Annotated in this window: 18 protein-coding genes; 14 read left to right on the forward strand and 4 right to left on the reverse strand. The window is 34.0% G+C overall.

The genetic code is table 11. The features are described 5' to 3' along the window. Positions 1-55: 55 nt before the first annotated feature. Both mnmG and V7P73_RS02105 read left to right on the forward strand, forming a co-directional pair. Complete coding sequence (gene mnmG / locus V7P73_RS02100; RefSeq protein WP_333851060.1) at positions 56-1918, forward strand: tRNA uridine-5-carboxymethylaminomethyl(34) synthesis enzyme MnmG; 1863 nt, start codon at positions 56-58, stop codon at positions 1916-1918. 81 nt (positions 1919-1999) lie between these two features. Continuing rightward, positions 2000-2821 carry a class I SAM-dependent methyltransferase gene (locus V7P73_RS02105; RefSeq protein WP_333851062.1) on the forward strand — a complete coding sequence of 274 codons (822 nt, stop codon included), beginning with the start codon at positions 2000-2002 and terminating at the stop codon, positions 2819-2821. Between the two features lie 218 nt (positions 2822-3039). Here V7P73_RS02105 and V7P73_RS02110 read toward each other — a convergent pair whose 3' ends face one another. After that, positions 3040-4230, reverse strand: coding sequence for a phosphoglycerate kinase (locus V7P73_RS02110; protein ID WP_333851063.1), 1191 nt, complete (start codon positions 4228-4230; stop codon positions 3040-3042). 679 nt (positions 4231-4909) lie between these two features. On the opposite strand from V7P73_RS02110, the gene rpiB reads away from it, so the two are divergent. The 6 genes from rpiB to V7P73_RS02140 all read left to right on the forward strand — a co-directional run bounded on the left by rpiB (position 4910) and on the right by V7P73_RS02140 (position 10745). Then, positions 4910-5341, forward strand: coding sequence for a ribose 5-phosphate isomerase B (gene rpiB, locus V7P73_RS02115; protein WP_333851065.1), 432 nt, complete (start codon positions 4910-4912; stop codon positions 5339-5341). A 185-nt stretch (positions 5342-5526) separates the two neighbouring features. Continuing rightward, positions 5527-5982 carry a hypothetical protein gene (locus tag V7P73_RS02120; protein WP_333851066.1) on the forward strand — a complete coding sequence of 152 codons (456 nt, stop codon included), beginning with the start codon at positions 5527-5529 and terminating at the stop codon, positions 5980-5982. A gap of 4 nt (positions 5983-5986) precedes the next feature. Continuing rightward, complete coding sequence (rnr, locus tag V7P73_RS02125) at positions 5987-8137, forward strand: ribonuclease R (RefSeq protein WP_333851068.1); 2151 nt, start codon at positions 5987-5989, stop codon at positions 8135-8137. A gap of 220 nt (positions 8138-8357) precedes the next feature. Further along, positions 8358-9035 carry a LysE family translocator gene (locus V7P73_RS02130; RefSeq protein WP_333851070.1) on the forward strand — a complete coding sequence of 226 codons (678 nt, stop codon included), beginning with the start codon at positions 8358-8360 and terminating at the stop codon, positions 9033-9035. Positions 9036-9410: 375 nt separating this feature from the next. Beyond that, positions 9411-10340, forward strand: a complete 930-nt coding sequence (locus tag V7P73_RS02135; RefSeq protein ID WP_333851071.1) for a S66 peptidase family protein — start codon at positions 9411-9413, stop codon at positions 10338-10340. A gap of 36 nt (positions 10341-10376) precedes the next feature. Next, complete coding sequence (locus V7P73_RS02140) at positions 10377-10745, forward strand: YraN family protein (RefSeq protein ID WP_333851073.1); 369 nt, start codon at positions 10377-10379, stop codon at positions 10743-10745. A gap of 21 nt (positions 10746-10766) precedes the next feature. On the opposite strand, the gene V7P73_RS02145 is transcribed toward V7P73_RS02140, so the two are convergent. Beyond that, positions 10767-11267 (reverse strand): superoxide dismutase family protein, encoded by a 501-nt coding sequence (locus V7P73_RS02145; protein WP_333851075.1) that lies wholly within the window; start codon positions 11265-11267, stop codon positions 10767-10769. Positions 11268-11436: 169 nt separating this feature from the next. Here V7P73_RS02145 and V7P73_RS02150 point away from each other — a divergent pair, with 169 nt between their 5' ends. From V7P73_RS02150 to V7P73_RS02165, 4 genes are all read left to right on the forward strand, one after another. Beyond that, on the forward strand, positions 11437-13674 hold the full coding sequence (locus V7P73_RS02150; protein ID WP_333851077.1) for a TonB-dependent receptor: 2238 nt from the start codon (positions 11437-11439) through the stop codon (positions 13672-13674). A gap of 253 nt (positions 13675-13927) precedes the next feature. Beyond that, entirely contained in the window at positions 13928-14569 is a 642-nt protein-coding gene (locus V7P73_RS02155) for a hypothetical protein (RefSeq protein WP_333851078.1), read from the forward strand. Between the two features lie 199 nt (positions 14570-14768). Further along, complete coding sequence (locus V7P73_RS02160; protein WP_333851080.1) at positions 14769-16889, forward strand: prolyl oligopeptidase family serine peptidase; 2121 nt, start codon at positions 14769-14771, stop codon at positions 16887-16889. A gap of 102 nt (positions 16890-16991) precedes the next feature. Next, positions 16992-17417: a hypothetical protein gene (locus V7P73_RS02165; protein ID WP_333851082.1), complete on the forward strand. Its 426-nt coding sequence runs from the start codon at positions 16992-16994 to the stop codon at positions 17415-17417. Positions 17418-17439: 22 nt separating this feature from the next. Here V7P73_RS02165 and V7P73_RS02170 read toward each other — a convergent pair whose 3' ends face one another. Together V7P73_RS02170 and V7P73_RS02175 are read right to left on the reverse strand one after the other, a co-directional pair. Further along, positions 17440-17913 (reverse strand): YdeI/OmpD-associated family protein, encoded by a 474-nt coding sequence (locus V7P73_RS02170; RefSeq protein WP_333851084.1) that lies wholly within the window; start codon positions 17911-17913, stop codon positions 17440-17442. Between the two features lie 66 nt (positions 17914-17979). Further along, complete coding sequence (locus V7P73_RS02175) at positions 17980-19521, reverse strand: glycine--tRNA ligase (protein ID WP_333851086.1); 1542 nt, start codon at positions 19519-19521, stop codon at positions 17980-17982. Between the two features lie 248 nt (positions 19522-19769). Here V7P73_RS02175 and V7P73_RS02180 point away from each other — a divergent pair, with 248 nt between their 5' ends. After that, positions 19770-20471 carry a pseudouridine synthase gene (locus tag V7P73_RS02180; protein ID WP_333851090.1) on the forward strand — a complete coding sequence of 234 codons (702 nt, stop codon included), beginning with the start codon at positions 19770-19772 and terminating at the stop codon, positions 20469-20471. Positions 20472-20542: 71 nt separating this feature from the next. Further along, a complete protein-coding gene (locus tag V7P73_RS02185; RefSeq protein ID WP_333851092.1) occupies positions 20543-21550 on the forward strand; it encodes a quinone-dependent dihydroorotate dehydrogenase in 1008 nt (335 codons plus the stop codon). Positions 21551-21628 lie beyond the last annotated feature (78 nt).

Genomic DNA, 21628 nt, shown 5'->3' on the forward strand with positions numbered 1-21628 from the left:
TGAGAATGTTTCACGTGGAACATTTTCAATCATCAATCATCATTAATATATTATAATGATTAACGAAATATATGACGTAATAGTAGTTGGAGCTGGTCATGCAGGTTGCGAGGCTGCTGCTGCTGCTGCCAATCTAGGCTCCAAAACGCTCCTTGTCACAATGAACATGCAAACCATTGGACAAATGAGCTGTAATCCTGCAATGGGAGGAATTGCAAAAGGGCAAATTGTAAGAGAAATAGATGCAATGGGTGGTTATTCCGGTATTGTTGCCGACAAATCTGCAATCCAATTCAAAATGCTGAATCTCTCCAAAGGTCCTGCAATGTGGTCTCCAAGAACCCAGAACGATCGAATGATGTTTGCAGAAGAATGGCGTTTAGCGTTGGAAAATACACCAAATCTTGACTTTTTCCAAGATATGGTAAAACAATTAATTATCGAAAATAATAAGGTTGCTGGTGTTGTAACCTCACTCGGAATTGAAATCAAAGCTAAATCTGTAGTTTTAACCAACGGAACTTTCCTTAATGGATTAATTCACGTTGGCGATAAACAGTTAGGCGGTGGAAGAATGGGAGAACCAAGAGCGTTCGGAATTACAGAACAATTGGTTTCTTTAGGCTTTGAAGCTGGTAGAATGAAGACAGGAACTCCTCCACGTGTGGATGGAAGAAGTCTAAATTATTCTAAAATGGAAGAACAAAAAGGTGATGAAAATCCTCAGAAATTCAGTTATTTAGATATGCCTAAGTTAACTAAACAATTAAGCTGTCATATCGTTTATACCAACGAAACTGTACACGATATTCTGCGTGAAGGATTTGATAGAAGTCCGATGTTTAATGGAACTATTCAGAGTTTAGGTCCAAGATATTGTCCAAGTATTGAAGATAAAATCAATCGTTTTGCAGAAAGAAACAGACATCAATTATTTGTGGAGCCAGAAGGTTGGAAAACTGTAGAAATCTATGTTAATGGATTCAGTTCTTCTCTTCCAGAAGATGTTCAAATAAAAGCAATGAAACATATTCCAGGTTTCGAGAATGTGAAAGTTTTCCGTCCCGGCTATGCGATAGAATATGATTACTTCCCTCCTACCCAACTGAACCACACCTTAGAAACAAAACTGGTTGAAAACCTTTATTTTGCTGGTCAAATCAATGGAACAACAGGTTATGAAGAAGCTGCAGGACAAGGTCTAATTGCTGGAATCAACGCGCATAATAAAGTTCACGATAAAGGAGAATTTATTTTGAACAGAGATGAAGCTTATATAGGCGTTTTAATTGATGATTTAATAACAAAAGGAACCGAAGAACCTTATAGAATGTTCACTTCAAGAGCTGAATATAGACTACTTCTTAGACAGGATAATGCTGATATCAGATTGACTGAAAAAGCTTATAATCTTGGTTTAGCTAAAGAAAACAGACTAAGAAAAGTTGAGGAAAAGATTACTAAAAGTGATGAATTAGAAGCATTTTTAAGAGAAACTTCGCTCAAACCTGGAATCATCAATCCGATATTAGAAACTATAGAATCCTCTCCTGTTGACCAAGCTTATAGAGCAGCGCAGATTCTAACAAGACCAAATATGACTTTGGAGAAATTAGAAGCTGTTGAAGCTATAAAAGAAATTGCTTCTACATATGTAGATGAAGTAAGAGAACAAGCTGAAATCAACATCAAATACAAAGGTTACATCGAGAAAGAAAAGGAAAATGTTGCAAAATTGAATAGATTAGAAACTATCAGAATTCCTGAAGATTTTGATTATTCAAAAATTACTTCTCTTTCTGCTGAAGCTAAACAAAAAATGGGTAAAGTAAAACCTAAAACTATCGCTCAAGCAGGTAGAATCAGTGGTGTTTCTCCAGCAGATATTAATGTTCTCCTGATTTATTTAGGTAGATAAATATAAATGTTCCACGTGAAACATTCCAAAGAATAATGTTATTTTTCATTGTTCTTTTTGTTTAAAACTTTGAATTAATTTATGAAAATTAAAGACCATTTTCTTACACAAGAAGAATTTGAAATTGTAGAAACTGAAACAAAAGGTGTTTACAAAACCTCTCCTATTCCTTCTAATATTTCAAGATATTATGAGAGTGAAGATTATATTTCGCATCATCAGGATTCTGGAAGTTTGAAAGAAAAGCTTTATAAATTTCTGCAGTCTTTTAATCTTCAATACAAGAAAAATATTCTTGTGGATAGAATTAAAAAAAATTCGAAGGTTTTAGATTATGGCTGCGGCGCTGGAGAGTTTGTGAAATATATTGAAAATGATTTCCAAACTTTTGGATTCGAACCAAATTCAGATGCTAGAAATGCTGCCATTAATAAAACTCAAAAAGCTAAAATTATTGATGATATTAACTCAATAGAAAATGGAAGTCTTGATGCAATTACACTTTGGCATGTTTTCGAACATATAGAAAATCAAAGCGAGATGTTGGATATTTTTCATCAGAAATTAAATGAAAAAGGTTTGTTAATTATTGCTGTTCCAAATCCAACTTCTTATGATGCGAAACATTATAAAGAATTTTGGGCGGCTTATGATGTGCCAAGACACATCTATCATTTTTCAAAAAATGGAATGGAAAATTTAATTTCTAAAAATCCGGATTGGAAATTAAGAAAAATCAAACCTCTCCTACTCGATTCATTTTATATCTCGATGTTGAGTGAGAAATATAAGAAATCACCACTTTTTTGGCTAAAAGCAATCTTTCACGGAACGATTTCTAACGTAAAAGCACTTTTTTCTAACGAATTTTCAAGTTTGATATACATTATCGAAAAAAAATAGAAAATCGATTTTTGACATATTTCTGAAGGTCAATTTTCGGCTATTTTGTTTAAAAATTGTTAGTAATTACAAAAATTAGAAAATAACTTGAAATTTCTATTTTGAATTAAAGCCACTGAGAATCGCTTAAAAATTTTATTTGAAACTTTGTCAAGTATAAGGAAAATAAAAAACCGACAAAAATTTGTCGGTTTTTATTATTTATAGAAAATAAATTTTTAATTGCTAATAGCAGCAACTCCTGGAAGTTCTAATCCTTCCAAACTTTCTAACATTGCTCCTCCTCCAGTTGAAACATAACTTACTTTATCAGAATAACCGAATTGTTTTACAAAAGCAACACTGTCTCCTCCTCCAACTAATGAGAAAGCACCTAATTTTGTAGCTTCTGCAATACTTTCACCTAAAGCTATAGTTCCAGCAGCAAAATTTGACATTTCAAAAACTCCGATTGGACCATTCCAAAGAATTGTTTTAGAATTTAATAAAACATCATTGAAAATTTCTCTTGACCTTGGACCTGCATCCAAACCTTGCCAATCTTCAGGAATTTCTCTAATGTCAGCCACTTTTCTTTCAGCTTCATTATTGAAATCATCAGCAATAACAACATCTGTTGGAAGATAAACTTCTACATTATTTTCTTTTGCTTTAGCTAAAATATCAAGAGCAAGATTCAATTTATCGTCTTCAACAATAGATTGTCCAATCTTTCCACCAAGCGCTTTGATGAATGTGAAAGACATTCCTCCTCCAATAATTAAATTGTCAACTGCAGGAAGAATATTTTCTATAATCGTAATTTTTGTAGAAACTTTAGAACCTCCAAGTATCGCAGTTATAGGCTTTTCACCAGATTTTAGAACTTTATCAATAGCTACTAATTCTTTTTCCATTAGTAAACCGAAAAATTTAGTAGAAGGAAAGAATTGAGCAATTACAGCTGTAGAAGCGTGTGCTCTGTGTGCAGTTCCAAACGCATCATTAACATAAGCATCACCTAATTTTGAAAGTTGTTCAGCAAAAGACTCATCACCTTTTTCTTCTTCATTATGAAAACGTAGATTTTCCAATAATAAGATTTCTCCTGGTTGCAAAGCATTAGCAGCTTGTTCTGCCTTCTCTCCTATCGATTCTTCAACAAACTTAACTTCTTGGCCAAGAACTTTAGAAACCTCGCTTAAAACGTGTTTAAGAGAATATTTATCATTCACTTCTCCTTTTGGTCTTCCAAGATGTGTCATTAATATAACAGAACCGCCATCAGCCAAAATCTTATCTACAGTTGGTTTTACAGCCGTAATCCTTGTATTATCCGTTACATTAAGATTTTCATCTTGAGGCACGTTGAAATCAACTCTTACTAAAGCTTTCTTGTTTTTAAAATCGAAATCTTTTATTGTTTTCATTAAATTATAATTTTAGATTTTTAACGAGACATGAGAATAATTCACCTCTCTTTGTTTCACAAATTTAAAACTTATTCTCTCCTTTTAAAAATTTTCTTCTCAAAAGAAATCCACAAACTTATTTTACAATCATAAGCATCTTCTTTTTCTTTTTTTTAAAAATAAATATTGTAGTCTATTGTTGTAGTGTGGGATTATGCGGAAAAATAAAAAGTTATTATTTCATCACAAGAAATGTGGATTAATGAATATGTTTTTAACATTAATTAACTATTGATTATCAAAGTAATATGACTGTTATCAACAAATGTTTATAAATATATTTTAATCAGAATATTCAAAACCTTTCTGGGGATAATTGAAATAATTGTGACAGAAAACTTTTTCAAAAAATTGGTTTTAAAATTTGGAAGCGGTTTTCATTAATGAAAATAAGTATTTGAAAAAAGAAATACTTGGCAAAAGTTATCCACAGGTTTTCTAACAATTTCTAACAATATATTATCTTATAATTAATAATATCAAAAATTGTTTGTTTAATATATATTATAATAAATATTATGTTGATATATAAATACTTATTATTGAATATTATTATTAATTGTATTAAAATATCATACCAACAATTACAAAATATGTAGTAATTTTATATTGTTAAAAGTAAAAATGGAAATTTAAAATGAAAAAGATAGCAATAGCCGCGGACCACGCAGGTTTTGAGTATAAAGAACTGATAAAAAAATACTTAGAAGGAAAGGTTGAAATCAAAGATTATGGAACCTACTCTACTGATTCTGTAGATTACCCAGATTTTGTACATCCTGCAGCAACGTCTGTAGAAAATGGAGAAAACGAATTAGGAATCTTGATTTGCGGAAGCGGAAATGGTGTTCAAATCACTGCTAATAAACATCAGAAAATCCGTTGCGCATTGTGTTGGATGCCAGAAATTGCAACATTAGCAAGACAACATAATGATGCAAATATGATTTCGATTCCGGCGAGATTTATTTCAAAGGAATTAGCTTTCGAGATTGTAGATAAGTTTTTGAATACAGATTTTGAAGGTGGAAGACACCAAAACAGAGTTGATAAAATAGCTTTTTGCTAAACCCAATAAAAGGCCTGAAGTGACACAACTTCAGGCTTTATTTTTAAAGTTATATCTTTGCAAAGCATTTCACAGAGAAAGTTCTTTCTCAGAAACCCAAAAATTAATACAAGGTTTCCAAAACTCCCCTATTTTATTTTATCTTTATTGATGATTAATTACTGCTAATCTCAGTAAGTTTTAAAATGAATAAAAAATATATCTTCTTTCTAATGTTTTTCTCTTTTTTGTGTTTTCAGGCGCAGAAACAAGTGAATATTATTAATAAAATTGAAAAAGAAATAAAGAATAGAAAGATAATAAAGAAAGAATCCAATAGAAAAACCAGTTGGAACGGAGGTTATGAAACTATTACTATACATTTGAAAAAAAAGACTCCTATTCTGATTGAAAAAAAAGAGAATCAAGTAATGCATTTATATACTTCAACGGGCGAAAGTGATATAGCAACTCTTATTTCTGCCAAATTTTATATTACAAATTGGAATAAAAAAGAATATGTGAGAACAGGAGTTATTCATTATATTGGAAATCCATATAAGCCGAATCCTAATGAAGAAAAAATCACAGAAATGCCCAAAGAATACAAATTTGAATTTGATAAAATTGAAATTGAAAATCTGATTAACTCAGAAAATTAAATAAATGAAAAACAAAAAAAATATAAGTCATAAAAACGAACAGAAACTTCTCGATTTAGGGAGAACAATTCTTCGTTTTATGAGCAAAAAAACTTCCAAAATCTACAATTACAAACAGATTGCGGAAGGAATAGATTATAAGAATCCAAGACAAAGAGAGCTTGTGATTCAGGCACTTCACAGGCTTTTGGCGACTCAGAAAATCAAAGAAACTGAGAAAGGAAAATATATTGTTAACCTCAATATAGAAGGTACTTTGACAGGTGTAATAGATTTCAATCAATCTGGAAATGCTTATGTAAAAGTTGAAGGAATCAATGATGATATTTTCGTACATCAAAAAAATGTAAAAGATGCTTTGCAAGGCGATAAAGTTCTTATTGTAACTTACAATTTCAAAGGTAAAAAGCTAGAAGGTTCTGTAGTTGAAGTTCTGGAAAGAGCAAAAGAGGTTTTTGTAGGAACTTTTCAGAAGATTTCGGACAAAGATTTCGGTTTTGTGGTTTTGGATAAGAAGAAATTGAATACTGATATTTTCATTTCCAAAAATCATTTTAATGGAGCAGAAGATGGAGACAAAGTCATCGTAAAAATGTTGGAATGGAAACCAGGAAGCAAAAATCCGGAAGGCGAAATCACAACTGTTCTTGGTGCTCCGGGCGACCACGAAACCGAGATTCATTCTATTTTGGCTGAATATGGTTTGCCTTACAATTTCTCACCAGAAGTAGAACACGATGCAGACCAAATCGACAGAAGTATCAATACTGATGAAGTGGCGAAACGTTGGGATATGCGTGATATTCTGACATTTACGATTGACCCGAAAGATGCGAAGGATTTTGATGATGCTTTGTCTATTAGAAAATTAGAAAATGGACTTTGGGAAATCGGAGTTCACATTGCAGACGTTTCTCATTATGTGAAACCGGGAACTATTTTGGACGATGAAGCTTATGCAAGAGCAACTTCGGTTTATCTGGTTGATAGAGTAGTGCCAATGCTTCCTGAGGTTTTGAGTAATGATGTTTGTTCACTGCGTCCAAATGAAGATAAATTCACTTTCTCAGCAGTTTTTGAACTGGATGAAGAGGCGAAAATCCATAAACAATGGTTTGGTAGAACAGTGATTCATTCCGATAGAAGATTTGCTTACGAAGAAGCGCAGGAAAGAATCGAAACTGGGGAAGGCGATTTGGTTGAGGAAATTCTTCAGCTGGATAAATTAGCCAAAATAATGAGAGCAGAACGTATCAGAAATGGTGCAATAACGTTTGATAGGAGCGAGGTGAGATTCAATCTGGATGAAAATAACAAACCGATTGGCGTTTATTTCAAAGTCAGCAAAGATTCCAACCATTTGATTGAAGAGTTTATGCTTTTGGCGAATAAAAAAGTTTCAGAATTCATTTCATTAAACAAAAGAAATGAGCCAACCGGAAACACTTTCATTTACAGAATTCACGATGACCCAGACCCAGCAAAACTGACTGCTTTACGAGATTTTGTAGGAAGTTTCGGTTATAAAATGGATTTGGCAAACACTCAAAAAGTCGCTGAATCTTTGAATAAATTATTGAGCGATGTCAAAGGAAAAGGCGAAGAAAATATGATTGAAACATTGGCGATGAGAAGTATGAGCAAGGCTGTTTATTCTACCGACCCGATTGGACATTACGGACTTGGCTTCGAATATTATTCGCACTTTACATCGCCAATTCGACGTTATCCGGATTTGATTGCGCATAGATTGCTTCAGCATTATTTAGACGGCGGAAAATCGCCTAACAAAGAAGTTGTTGAAGAACAAGCAAAACATTGTTCAGCAATGGAGCGATTGGCTTCTGAAGCGGAAAGAGAAAGCATCAAGTTTATGCAGGTCAAATTTATGGAAGACCACGTTGGAGAAGTTTTCTCAGGTGTTATTTCCGGCGTTGCAGAATATGGGTTCTGGGTAGAAATCCCTGAAAATGGAGCAGAAGGAATGATAAAACTTCGTGATTTGGTGGATGATTCTTATTCTTTAGATGCGAAAAATTACGCCATTGTAGGTTCAAGAACTGGTAATACTTATCAGCTTGGAGACGAAGTAAAAATAAAAGTAGTTAAAGCTAATTTGATTGCAAAACAGCTTGATTTTAAAATTGTGGAGTAGGAAATTAACCACATAGACACATAGAAATTATGTTATTAAAGCTAGAATATTTTCATAACTATTCTAGCTTTTTTATTTTTCAATAAGTTAAAACTATGTGGCTATGTGGTTGAAAAACTTCCAGTTTTAAATTGTCTAATAAACATTAATTAAAAACTAAAATGTATTTTTGTCTTCGTCTTTCACAAGATACATTTTGATTTTTCACAAAAAACTAAGAATGTTAGAACTCATTTTATACGCTGTCGGATTAGGAATAATGCTCAGTCTGGTCTTCATCGGACCCATATTTTTCCTATTGATAGAAACCAGTTTTTCCCGAGGTCCTAGACACGCCATTGCCTTGGATATTGGCGTAGTTTCGGCCGATCTTCTTTGTATTCTGATCAGTTATTATGCCAGCGCAGACTTGGTCAGTTTGATAGACAAACATCCTGGATTTTATCGGATTTCCGCATTTTTGATTCTCATTTACGCCATTTATATGTTGCTTTCCAGAACCAAAATGCACATCGAAGGGGAAGAAAAACTCATTGACCAAAATTATGTTAAAACTTTTCTGAACGGATTTTTACTCAATTTACTGAACATCGGAGTTGTTCTTTTTTGGCTGGTAACAGTCGTTTCTGTTCGAAATGCCTATCCAAAAGTTCAGGATTTTGTTCTTTACATTGGGATTGTGATTGGAACTTATCTTCTTATAGACCTTTCCAAAATCCTTTTAGCAAAGCAATTCCACGATAGACTAAATCAAAAAGTTGCAAATAAAATCAGAAAAGCAGTTGGCTGTATTCTCATGATTTTCAGTATTTTTATATTCTTACAAAGCTTCAAAAAATTCAATAAGTTTGACGAAAAATTAGAAAAAGCAGAAAAACAGCAGCCAAAGATTAAGTAATTATTTTTGGGCAACTTAATCCGCCTTCCGCTCCCAAACCTAACGAAGTGGTTTATCGATTCAAATAAAAAATAAATAAAAAATTGGAGATAAGTCGGGCTGCAGATTCAACACAAAAACAGATTTTGTTATTCCGTAGGAAACCTAACGAAGTGGTTCGACGAAGTCAATCTAGATCGCTGAGATTTCTAAGGAATGACAAACTAAATATTATAATTATATTCCTTCGCTGAGCAAAGCGTCTTTATCTCAAATTTTTATTATTTTAAAGGAATCGATGAATCTTTGATTTGTGAACTTTAAAAATATTTTCAATAAAGTAAGAAAAATCTTTGCGACCTTTGCGTTCAAATCCATCATCAAAAACCGACACAAATGCAAAACACAACTTTCGCTCAGTCTTTAAAAAAAGGAGATAAAATAGCCATTATTTCTCCAGCTGGTTCTGTTGAGATTCCGCAATTGGACAAAACTTTGAAATTAATCAAGTCCAAAGGGTATGAGCCTATTTTAGGCGAAAATCTTTACACTAAATACCAAAATGGCTATTCATACGCCGGAACAGAAAAACAGAGAATAAACGATATCAATTGGGCTTTAAACGACCCAGAGATTTCTGCAGTCTGGGCTTCGAGAGGAGGTTATGGTTGTCAGCATTTGGTTCAGCATTTAAATTTGAAAGAATTCAAAAAAAATCCAAAATGGTACATCGGATATTCTGACAATACAGTGATACAGAGTTATTTGCTGAAAAAAGGCTTTGCTTCTATCCACGGACAAACGATTAAAACCTCCAGTTTTGGAGTTACAGAAGAAAGCTACGAATTGATTTTCGATATTCTGAAAGGCAAAAAACTCAACTATAAAATCGATTCCAATCCAAATAATAGAGTAGGAGAGGCTTCCGGAATTTTGGTAGGCGGAAATCTAGCTTTAGTTTATGCCCTTTTAGGAACTCAATATTCCTTTGATTTTACAGATAAAATTTTATTCATAGAAGATATCGGAGAAAATTTCTATGCTTTGGATAGAATGATTATGAGCTTAGAACTTGCAGGTGTTTTCAAAAAAATCAAAGGATTAATCGTTGGCGGAATGACCAATATGGGAAGCGAAACCGATAACAAAGAAAATGAAGAATCTTTCGATTCGTTCACCTATCAATTGATTGCAGACAGAGTTTCTAAATATGATTTTCCAACTGTTTTTGGCTTTCCAAATGGACATATTTTTGATAATAGACCTTTAATTATAGGCTCCAATGTTACTATGAAAGTTGGCAATGATGTAAAAATTACGTTTTAATTATTTATCAACTAACATTTATCAATTATAACTTCTATGGCAGACCACAACGAATTTGGAAAGATTGCTGAAGATCTTGCGGTGGATTTTTTAGTAAAAGCCGAATATAAGATTCTAGCCCGCAATTTCCGTTATTTAAAAGCGGAAATTGATATCATCGCTGAGAAAGAGAATCAAATCATCATCATAGAAGTCAAAGCCAGAAATACAGATGCTTTTCTGGAACCTCAGGAAGCTGTTAATAAAAAGAAAATCAAGTTGTTAATATCAGCTGCCAACTATTTTATCGAAGAAAATAATATAAATAAAGAAGTGCGGTTTGATATTATTTCAGTCCTTCCAAACCAACAAAAAACTTTGGAAATCCATCATATTATTGATGCTTTCCAAAGTTTTGAAATATAATGATAGATTTATTTTCTGATTCTATTTGATTTCAACACATCCAACTCTTCCACCAGCATTTCCAGTGGGTTGTGTGTGAAAATCATCTACGCCCGCGTGGATCACAATAGCTTTTCCAATAATATTTTTCATTGGATCATCACATCCAATACACCATTTATCCGTTGTAAATGTCAAACGTGCCTGTCCGTCTTTGTCTGCATCCAGATTACCAATATCACCCATATGAAAATGATCGGATTCCCATTTTCCGTGGTCATCTTTAGAAGGATTCCAATGGCCGCCGGCAGAAGATGCATCAGTTGCACTGCAGTTTCCAAATTCGTGGATATGAACTGCGTGAAGTCCTGGTGTTAATTTGAAAATGCTCAAATCCATTTTAACTTTACCTTTCTTCTGAGTAAAGTTTGCAGTTCCCTGTGTTAAAGTATGGGATTTTGGACGAACGATGTATTGTTTTGAAACCGTTTTGCAGGAAGCAAGTGTCAAACCAGCTATTCCAATTAGTAACAAATTTTTCATAGTTTTAAAATTAATTGTTATTTTTTCGATATAACAAATTTAAAGCCAATGTTATAAATAATTGTTTTACGTGAAACATTTACGGTTCGGTTAGCAATTTCTACCATTCGGTCATTTAAAATTTCTGATGATTTTTTACCACAATATCTTTGAATCAAAATTAAGAGATATGAAAACTCAAAGTAAAATTATTGGTCTATTGTTACTGTTGGTAAGCATCAGTATTTGGTCACAAATTACCATTTCCGGAAAAGTGACTTATAAGAACAAGGCACTGAAAGACATCAATGTAACGTTGAAAGATACTTATGACGGAGCGACAACAGATGCCAATGGAAATTATTCTTTCACAACCACAGAAACGGGAGATAAAACCTTGGTTTTTTCAGGTCAAAATTATGACGAAGTAGAACTTCCTGTAAAAATTGAAGGAAAAGATATTTCTATGAATGCCAATCTTAAGGAGCAAATCAGTGAAATCAATGCGGTTGTAATTACTGCGGGAAGTATAGAAGCCAGTGATAAAAAACGTGCAACAGCGTTATTGACACCTTTGGATGTTTACACGACAGCTGGCGCCAATGGGCAGATTTCGTCGGCTTTAGGTTATTTGCCAGGTGTTCAGAAAGTGGGAGAGAGCGAAGGCTTGTTTGTAAGAGGTGGAACTGGCGCTGAAACAAAAATCTTTATGGACGGCAATCTGGTCAATAATTATTTCACAAATTCAGTTCCAGGGATTGCTGGTAGAGATCGTTTTAATACGTCATTATTTAAAGGAAATGTGTTTTCAAGTGGTGGATACTCTGCGATTTATGGGCAGGCTTTGTCTTCTGTTTTGGTTTTGGAAAGTGTGGATTTACCTGAACAAACTTCTTTTGATTTTGGGGTTTCTCCGATTTTCCTTAGTGCTAATTATCAGAAGCTTAATCAAGAAAAAACCGCTTCCTGGGGTGTCGCTGGTAGTTATTCGAATCTTGGATTGATGGGAAAATTATTCAATTTCAATACAGATTTTGATAAATATCCTCAAGGTTATGGATTTGATGGAAACTTTAGAATTAAAACTAAAAAAGGTGGTTTTATCAAATATTACGGAAGTGTGGATGAGAATAAAATGGCAGTTGGTTCAGAAAGTCTGGAAGAAGATTCGGATAGAAATATGGTTAATTTGAAAGGGCAGAATATGTATCACAACTTGTCTTACAAAGAGAAATTCGGGAAATATCTCTTGAACATCGGAACTTCTTATACTTATAATTCCAGCGATTTGAATTTTGCGACTTTTAAAGATAATGCTGAACTATCTAATACGCCAATAAACAACAAATCAAATTATATCAATGCAAAAGCAGTTGTTGAAAGAAAAATCAACAGAGCAAGTATTATTCGTGCCGGTTTTGAATTAAATAATGCTGATGAAACAATGAAATACGGAACTTTTGAACGCAATTATAAAGATTTGATTTCTTCTGGTTTTGCCGAAACAGATTTGATTTTTACTAATAATCTTACTGCAAAAATAGGTGCAAGAACAGAACATTCTTCTTATCTCGACAAATGGAATTTCTCTCCAAGAGCCGCTTTAGCTTACAGGATTTCAAAAGACTGGACTACATCTTTCGCTTATGGAATCTTTTATCAAAATCCAGAAAGCAAATATCTTTACAGCAATAATTTTGACTTCCAAAGAGCGGATCATTATATCTTTCAAGTTCAGAAGAATTCTGATGGAAGAAGCTTGAGGTTTGAAGCGTTTTATAAAGAATATAAAAGCCTTATTAAGACAACTTCTGTCATACAAGATAGTTTGATGACCGGTAATCAAAGTCAATATTATCAAATTGCTAATAGTAACGCTGGAAAAGGTTTTGCTAAAGGAATTGAATTATTCTGGAGAGATAAAAAAACTTTCAAAGACATCGATTATTGGCTGACATATTCTTACTTGGATTCCAAAAAAGACTTCTTAAACTATCCTTTTAGTTTAGCTCCGAATTTTGCATCAAAACATACTTTCAATGCTGTTGCTAAGAAGTTTGTGATGGACTGGAAAACAGGTTTTAATCTATCTTATACTTATTCCAAAGGACGACCTTATTATGACTTGGTTTCAGAAAATGGAGAGAATATGGTTCGTCATCAAGGAAAACTGAAAGATTACAGCGGATTGAATTTCAGTGTTAATTATGTTCCGAGCGTTGGAAAGAAAGATTCGAAATCATTTACTGTATTTGTTTTGAGTATCAATAATATTTTGGGAAATAAAAATGTTTACGGTTATAATTATTCTGCAGATGGAAATAATAGAACTGCCGTAAGACCGCCGGTTAATACTTTTGTTTTTGTAGGCGTTTTTGTAAGTTTTGGTGTTGATAAAACAAATGATGCTATTAATAATAACTTGTAATGCTCTCGTCAGTTCGAGTGTTTTTCGTAACAAAGTGGAGAAAAATGTATCGAGAACTTTGTCTGTTTAATTGGTTCTCGATACAAAATTCTTTCAGAATTTCACTCGAACAGACGCAATTCTATATAATAACGATTTTTGAATTACGATTCGGTCATCAAAAATTACAGTTCAGAAAAATAAAATTTAAATAAAACTAAACTCATTCTATCTTTGAATCAGAAATTTAAAATAACAATTAAAAAATATCCAAATGAAAAAATTAATCTTAACAATCAGCCTTTCTTTAATAGGATTTACAACATTTGCTCAAACCGCTTTTGAAAAAGCAATGACTGAGAAAATTGCTAAAGTAGAAGACCACAAAACACCGGACGAATTCACGGCTTTGGCTAATGATTTTGATAGAATCGGAACCAAGGAAAACACACAATGGTTACCGTATTATTATGCTGCATTTGCAACGATTCAAAAAGGAAGAGTTTTGATGAGATCTGAAAAAACAACTGAGTTAGACCCAGTTGCAGCAGAAGCTGAAAAGTATATTGCTAAAGCAGAAGCTTTGAGTCCAAACAATGCAGAACTTTTTATCCTGAAAAAAATGACTAGCGGGCTCAGAATGATGGCAGACCCAATGTCCAGATATATGACAGAAGCTCCAATTGCGCAGCAGGCATTGACTAAAGCACAGGAATTAGATCCAAACAATCCAAGAATAACAGTTTTGCAAGCAGAAGATGCTTATTTCACTCCGGAACAATTTGGAGGAAGCAAAGTAAAAGGTACAGAATTGTTCAAAAAAGCAATTGAGCAGTTTGGTACTTACACATCAAAATCTTCTCTGGATCCAAAATGGGGAAAAGCCGAAGCTGAATATTTCTTAAGCCAGAAATAAAATAAAAACATTCATATTTATAAGATTCCTTCGTCTTTGGCGAGGGATCTTTTATTGGATTAAATAAGAAAATCAATTGTCATTTGTTTTAAATTAAATGTGGGGAAACCAAATAACTTTTATTTCCTTTAGAAACGCACTTTCAACAACTTCAGAAGCTTTATTTTTTTGTATTTTTGGAAACATTCAAAAATTAAAAATGAAAATAAAATCAATCTTTGCAACAGCAGCCGTTGTTTTTTATGTTGGTGCCCAAGCTCAAACTATGTCAAAATCAAATTATCCCAAAGCCGTAAAAGGAACTCAAGTCGATAACTATTTCGGAACTCAAGTGGCAGATGTTTATCGTGATCTGGAAAATGATTCTGAAGCGACTAAAAAATGGGTGGATGAAGAGGTTGCTTACAGCCAGAATTATCTTTCGAAAATCCCTTTCAGAGAGACAATTAAAGATCAATTAAGAAATATCTGGAACTATGAAAAAATCTCTGCTCCGTTCAAAGAAGGCGATTATACTTATTATTCCAAAAACAATGGTTTGCAGGCGCAATCTGTGATTTACAGAACTGGACTTAAAACAAAAAACATCGAGGTTTTTCTTGATCCGAATACATTTTCTGAGAAAGGAACCACATCTCTTTCCAATTTGTCATTCAACAAAAAAGGAAATCTTGCCGCTTATTCGATTTCGGAAGGTGGAAGCGATTGGAACAAGATCATCATCATCGATGCAATTACTAAGAAACAAATTGATGAAACGATTGTTGATGTGAAATTCAGTGGAATTGCTTGGAAAGGTGATGAAGGTTTCTATTATTCCAGTTATGACAAACCGAAAGAAGGAACAGTTTTGTCCGGAATGACAGATAAACACAAAGTTTATTTTCACAAATTAGGCACAAAACAATCTGAAGACCAATTGATTTTCGGAGGCGAAAAAACACCGAGAAGATATCTTTCTGCAAGCGTTTCCGAAGATCAAAGATTTTTGATTATTTCCGGAGCCAATGCAACCAATGGTAACGAATTGTTCATCAAAGATTTGAAAAACGGAGGCGATTTTGTTCAAATTAACAAAGGTTTTGACATTAATGCTGATATTGTAGATACGCAAGGTGATGACTTGTTTATTTTTACGGATAAAGATGCTCCAAATATGCGATTGGTAAAAGTGAGCATCAAAAATCCAAGTCCAGAAAACTGGAAAGATGTTATTCCACAAACCGAAAATGTGTTGAGTATTTCTGTAGGTGGCGGTTATTTTTTCGGAAAATATATGAAAGATGCGATTAGTCTTGTGAAGCAATTTGATAAAACAGGAGAGTTGATTAGAGAAATTGCATTGCCAGGAAAAGGAACGGTTTCAGGTTTTGGCGGTAAGGAAAAAGAGAAAGACATCTATTATTCTTTCACTAATTATATTACTCCGGGAACGATTTATAAATACAACGTGGACTCTGGAAAATCTGAAGTCTATCAGAAACCGAATGTGAAATTCAATCCAGAAGATTACGTTTCTGAGCAGGTTTTCTATACTTCAAAAGACGGAACTAAAGTTCCAATGATGATCAACTACAAAAAAGGAACAAAGCTGGATGGAAAAAATCCAACAATCCTTTACTCTTATGGTGGTTTCAACATCAGCCTTCAGCCAAGTTTCTCTGTTGTGAATGCCATTTGGATGGAAAATGGCGGGATCTACGCAGTTCCAAACATCCGTGGCGGTGGAGAATATGGAAAGAAATGGCACGATGCAGGAACTAAGCAACAAAAGAAGAATGTGTTTGATGACTTCATCGCTGCTGGCGAATACTTACAGTCGAAAGGTTATACATCGAAGGAATTTATGGCGCTTTCTGGCCGTTCCAATGGTGGCCTTTTGGTTGGTGCAACAATGACCATCAGACCAGATTTGGCAAAAGTAGCTTTCCCAGGTGTTGGCGTTTTGGATATGTTGAGATATAACAAATTCACGGCTGGTGCTGGTTGGTCTTACGATTATGGAACAGCAGAAGACAACAAAGAAATGTTTGAATATTTGAAGTCTTATTCTCCGGTTCACAACGTAAAATCAGGAACTTGCTATCCATCGACAATGATTATCACAAGTGACCACGATGATAGAGTAGTGCCGGCACATTCTTTCAAATTCGGAGCAGAGTTGCAGGAGAAACAAGCTTGTAACAATCCAATTTTGTTAAGAATCGAGAAAAATGCAGGTCACGGCGCAGGCCGTTCTACAGAACAGGTGATTGGCGAAAATGCTGATTTGTTGAGTTTTGCATTATTCGAAATGGGAATCAAATCCTTGAAAAAATAAATTCATATTAATATCAAAAAATCCCGAAATTAGTTTCGGGATTTTTTGTTTTTGGACAACAATTTGATACAAAACAATCACTCGTTTAAAATCTTTATAACTATGAAAAAAATCACTTTAATTTCTGGATTTGTAGTTGCTCTAGCATTAGTTTCCTGCAAAAAAAACGATACTAAAATGACTTCCGAATCTTATTCCACAGAAACAACAGTTACGGATGAGAATGGGAAAATCGATAGCGTTACAACCACTTCTATGGATAAAACTGTGGATGGCAAGAAAGTTCAAGAATATTCTGTTCCTTATAAAGCTGATGATGGAAGTAGAGCCAAAGCTACTTTTTTTGATAATGGGAAATCAAAAACCATTACTCTGGAAGCTAATAATAACAAGTTTGTTTTAGATTTCAAAAAGAAAACTGCAGAAGGAGAATTCTATGAAAGAAATACAATTACGGCAGAAACCAAGGGCGATTCGCTTCTGATTTCTCAGGATAATCAAGTGATACACTTAGTAAAAATCAAATAAAAAGGGAAGGGATTTAAAATTTTTAAATCCCTTTTTTACCTTCAAGAAGCATTTCTATCATTTTGATTTTCCGGCGTTCGCGGGTTTCTTCTTTTTTAGCTTCTTCTATCCAGCGGATATATTCTTTTTTGTGTGTGTAAGACATTTTATCGTAAAATTCTTTTGCTTTTTCGTTTTGATTAAGTAATTCCTGAACATCATCGGGAACAATAACAATCCGTTCTTCTTTGTCTTCCCAAAGTTTAACTTCAACAATATCTCCAAATGTCTTTCCCAAATCTTTTCTGATGGCTTGGGTTAATCCTAATCTGTGACAGCCGCCGCCCATATTTGCAAGACTGCTTCTGTATTCTACTTTATCATCAAGCAAAACTTTGACTTTAACTTGTCCTTTCTTCCCGAATAATTCAACGATATCAAATGGAAAATTGACAAAAGCAGCGTTGATGTCTTGGTGTTGTTGGATTTCTGCGGAAAAGGTGATTCGTTGACTCATAGTTTTAAATTAAAAAATCCCGAACTCAAATGTCGGGATTTTCAATATATAAAAAATATTATTTTCTTAAATCTTCGAAAGCAAAGTTCTGAAATTCACTTTCTCATCAATAATTCTTCTCAGTTCAGAAACCGGAACTCTTTCCTGCTCCATTGTATCTCTGTATCTTAAGGTTACAGTATTGTCATTCAAAGAATCGTGGTCAACTGTGATGCAGAAAGGCGTTCCGATTGCGTCTTGTCTTCTGTAACGTTTTCCAATCGCATCTTTTTCTTCGTAATAAACATTGAAATCAAATTTCAAATCATTGAAAATTTTCTCTGCAAATTCTGGTAAACCATCTTTTTTAACCAATGGAAGAATTGCTGCTTTTATTGGTGCTAAAGCTGGTGGTAAGCTCAAAACTGTTCTTTCTGAACCGTCTTCCAAAACTTCCTCCTTAAGACAAGTTGAGAAAATTGCTAAGAACAATCTATCCAAACCAACCGAAGTTTCTACAACATAAGGCACATAATTCTCATTTCTTTCCGGATCAAAATACTGGATTTTTCTACCAGAGAATTTTTCGTGAGCCGAAAGGTCAAAGTCTGTTCTACTGTGGATTCCTTCCAATTCTTTGAATCCGAATGGGAAATTAAACTCGATATCAGCAGCAGCATTCGCATAATGCGCTAATTTTTCGTGGTCGTGGAAACGGTAATTATCTTCACCTAAACCAAGTGCCAAATGCCAGTTAAGACGTGTTTTTTTCCAGTTTTCATAGAATTCCAACTCAGTTCCAGGTGGAACAAAATATTGCATTTCCATTTGTTCAAATTCTCTCATTCTGAAAATAAATTGTCTCGCAACAATCTCATTTCTAAATGCTTTACCAATCTGAGCAATCCCGAAAGGTAATTTATGACGAGAAGTTTTCTGAACATTCAGGTAATTCACAAAAATACCCTGAGCCGTTTCGGGTCTTAAGTAAAGGTCTGTTGCAGAATCTGCAGAAGCACCTAACTTAGTCCCAAACATCAGGTTAAATTGTCTCACTTCCGTCCAGTTTTTAGAACCAGTATCCGGATCAGCAATTTCCAATTCCTCAATCAAAGCTTTTACATCCGCAAGGTCTTCTTTTTCAAGAGATTTAGCTAACCTAGAAAGGATAGCCTCTCTTTTTGCTCTGTATTCCAAAACTCTTGGATTGGTCGCTACAAATTCAGCTTTATTGAAAGCGTCACCAAATCTCTTAGCCGCTTTTTCTATTTCTTTATTTTCCTTGTCTTCGATTTTGGCGCAGTAATCTTCCACCAAAACATCCGCACGAAAACGTTTTTTAGAATCTTTGTTGTCAATCAACGGGTCGTTAAACGCATCCACGTGTCCGGAAGCTTTCCAAATGGTTGGGTGCATAAAAATGGCAGAATCAATCCCAACGATATTTTCGTTCAGCTGAACCATTGCTTTCCACCAGTATTGTTTGATATTATTTTTCAGTTCTGCGCCGTTCTGTCCGTAATCGTAGATTGCCGAAAGTCCGTCATAGATTTCGCTGGAAGGAAAAATAAAACCATATTCTTTAGCGTGGGAAACCACTTTTTTGAAAACATCTTCTTGCTTTGCCATAATTTATGTTGAATTGAAGTGCAAAAATAAGGAAAATGTAGGAAGTTGTAAGATGGAAGTCAGAAGTTTTTAACAGATTCATTTTTAGGAGCCGGGAACCTGCTATCCGTTGCAATTCCTCGCGCCAAGCTTTCCCATCGCTTGCTGTGGGATTTCCACTACTATCAGGGCTAGTTACATTTGTCCGTTCCTTAAAATCCCTGTCTTACCTAATATCCGCTTCTACAGAAAATCTCTATTTTTGCAAAATGTTAGAAATTCTTTATCAAGACGACTACCTTATTGCCATCAACAAACCAAGCGGACTTTTGGTTCATAAGTCAAAATATGCCGGCCCAGCAGACGAATATGCGGTAGATAAACTGACGAATCAAATTGGAAAAAAGGTTCATCTTGTTCATCGTCTTGACCGAAAAACTTCTGGCGTTTTGTTATTCGCTTTCGATAAAGAAACACTTAAACTAGCAAGTGACCAGTTTATGAATCGCGAAGTTGAGAAGAAATATCTGGCGATTCTGCGCGGTTGGACAAAAGAGGAAGAAACAATCGATTACGACTTAACCAATGAAAATGAGATCGTTCAGAATGCAATTACATACTATAAACGATTGATGATTTCCGAAATTGATTTACCATTTCTAAAACATCCAACCTCTCGTTATTCTTTGGTAGAAGCAATTCCTGAAACAGGGAGATTTCATCAGCTGAGAAAACATTTCAAACATATTTTACATCCCATTTTAGGTTGCAGAAAACACGGCTGCAATAAACAGAATAAGTTGTGGCTGAATAGTTTTAATATTACTGCAATGCCTTTGCATTCTTATCAACTTAGTTTTAAACATCCCATTACCAATCAAAATATTTCCCTCAACGCAAGCTTGAATGTGAATCCTGGTTTTTTAGAAATAGGGAAAATTTTGAATTTTAATCTCGAAGAATTTATTTAGTTTATTGAGAAATCCTTACAAATTGAAAGAATTATCCTCACAAAAACGTAAATTTGTAAAACTTTTCTCCGATGTACAAAAGCTTAATTCGTCCGATTCTTTTCAAATTCGACCCCGAAGAAGTTCATCATTTTACATTTTCTGTTCTGAAGAATTTCGGATTTATAGCCAAATTAATTTTACCAAAACCAATTGAAGATAAACGTCTTGAACGTGAAGTTTTCGGATTGAAATTCCAAAATCCGGTTGGATTAGCAGCCGGTTTTGACAAAGATGCAAAATTGTTTAATGAGTTGTCCGACCTTGGATTCGGATTCATAGAAATCGGAACCTTGACACCAAAACCTCAGCCCGGAAACGATAAAAAAAGATTATTCCGACTGAAAGAAGATTCTGCAATTATCAACAGAATGGGTTTTAATAATGGTGGTGTTGATGAAGCAATTGAACGTCTGAAAAAAAACAAAAACGTTCTGATTGGTGGAAATATAGGAAAGAATAAAGTCACTCCAAACGAAGAAGCGGTAAACGATTACAAAATCTGCTTCGAGAAATTATTTCCTTACGTTGATTATTTCGTTGTGAATGTCAGCTCACCAAACACGCCAAATCTACGTGAACTTCAGGATAAAAAACCTTTGACAGAATTATTATCAACGCTTCAAAACCTCAATCTTGAAAAGCCAAAACAAAAACCAATTCTTCTGAAAATCGCTCCGGATTTAACAGATGAACAGCTTTTGGATATTATTGATATCATTAATGAAACAAAAATTGCTGGTGTAATAGCAACCAACACAACTTTATCAAGAGAAAATTTAACGTCACAAAATAAAACTGAAACTGGTGGATTATCAGGAAAACCTTTGACAAAACGTTCGACTGAAGTTATCAGATTTTTGTCCGAAAAAAGTGCAAAAGCATTCCCAATCATCGGCGTTGGGGGGATTCATACAGCGCAGGATGCTTTGGAAAAACTGGAAGCTGGCGCCAGTCTGGTTCAACTTTATACAGGATTCATCTATGAAGGTCCGGAATTGATTAATGAAATCAACAGAGCGATTTTGCAAGGAAAATAATTATCTCATTGTTTTTCAAAAAATGATGTAATAAAACAAAGCTGATGATTGTTTTAAATAATTAAGTAAACATTTAAA

The sequence above is a fragment of the Epilithonimonas sp. genome, assembly GCF_036780765.1.
Classification (GTDB): Bacteria; Bacteroidota; Bacteroidia; order Flavobacteriales; family Weeksellaceae; genus Epilithonimonas.